The organism is Psychrobacter sp. 1U2, from assembly GCF_051847575.1.
The window spans coordinates 1-1,351 of record NZ_JBPYDC010000227.1 but is presented as its reverse complement, the minus strand read 5'-3'; the positions used below and the strand labels follow the sequence as shown (position 1 = coordinate 1,351).

General features: G+C 43.0%; 2 protein-coding genes. Both read right to left on the bottom strand.

What is annotated here, in order from left to right:
- Positions 1 to 337 (bottom strand): class I tRNA ligase family protein (locus tag ACS8FD_RS14715; protein WP_439276404.1); only part of this gene is annotated, 337 nt, incomplete at its 3' end.
- 399 nt (positions 338 to 736) lie between these two features.
- Positions 737 to 1,351, bottom strand: a 615-nt coding sequence (locus ACS8FD_RS14710; protein ID WP_439276402.1) for a GntR family transcriptional regulator, incomplete at its 5' end; no start/stop codon positions are given.

Here is a 1,351-nt window from a genome sequence, read left to right as displayed (position 1 = left end):
CTTTGGCTTCCACCTTTTGCTCGATAGGCAAACCATGACAGTCCCAACCGGGCACATAAGGCGCATCAAAGCCTGATAGCGTTTTTGATTTAACGATAATGTCTTTGAGCACTTTATTGACTGCATGACCTAAATGAATCTGACCGTTTGCGTAGGGAGGGCCATCATGCAAAATATATTTGGTTGCGCCTATACGTGCTTGACGAATTTTACCGTACACATCGTCAGCTTCCCATGCTGCAAGCCAATCAGGTTCACGTTTGGCAAGATTTGCACGCATGGCAAAAGGTGTGTCAGCAAGATTTAGTGTGTCTTTATAGTCGATAGATTCGGTCATAGTCTTCGTCTTTGTCTCTATTTATACAGTGGAAAGATAAGGGTTGGGATGGAATATATTATGTGGTGACTTATAAACCAGCAGACAGGTTTAGCAAAATCAAAGCTACTCATTATAGGGTAAAAGAGGGACTAAAAATAGGGGCTATCATGCATGGGGCTAACCGACAACATCAGGCGATTACTAGGACAAAAATGGTGTGAAGGCTTGAGTTATAGTTAAGTATCTTGCCATGACAATAGGCTAAAAGGTTAAATTTTGGTGTAGCTTACAACAGGATGCCAGTATAGACCGCGCAGTCAGCAAACTGTTGTATGCATAAAGGAAAAGGTTTGGCACAAGAGACGGAGAATACCTGCAATATTATCATTTGGCTGTATCACAGGCTTTTTTATTCCTTCAAACAGGTATGATGGTTAAATGCTCTGCTAAATTGAAAAAAGGCTTTGTAGAAGTTTTAAAATCAAGTCCAGCCTCTAAATGATTTAAGTGCTGGTCAATCAATAGCAACAGGCGTTCTTCATCTTTATCTTCAATAGCTTGAACTATCTCAAGATGCTCATCTTCAGCACAGTGGGATGAGCCAGCCATGTTGTACAAGCCGATAATTAAGGTGGTACGTAACGTCAGCTCGCTCAAAAACCGCTCTAAAACTTGATTATCAGCGATCATCGCCAAACGCATGTGAAACGTACGTGATAAGCGCAGCTCAGCAGGCTTGTCTCCAGTTGCACGTGCTTTGGCTTCAGTAGCTATGATAGCACGCATATCAACAATATCATCTGGCGTAATATTTTCGATCACTTTACGTGCCAGCATACGTTCAATCATTCGACGCGCTTCAAAGACATCACCAGCTTCTTTGGGCGAGGGCGTTGAGATAAAGGCTCCTCGATTGGGCTGCAATTGCACCACATGCATCGTAGCAAGCGTAGAAAGTGCTCGCCTGACATTGGCTCTATTACAGTCAAACAAATCGCTTAGTACCTGTTCACCCAGCTTTGTTCCAGCAGG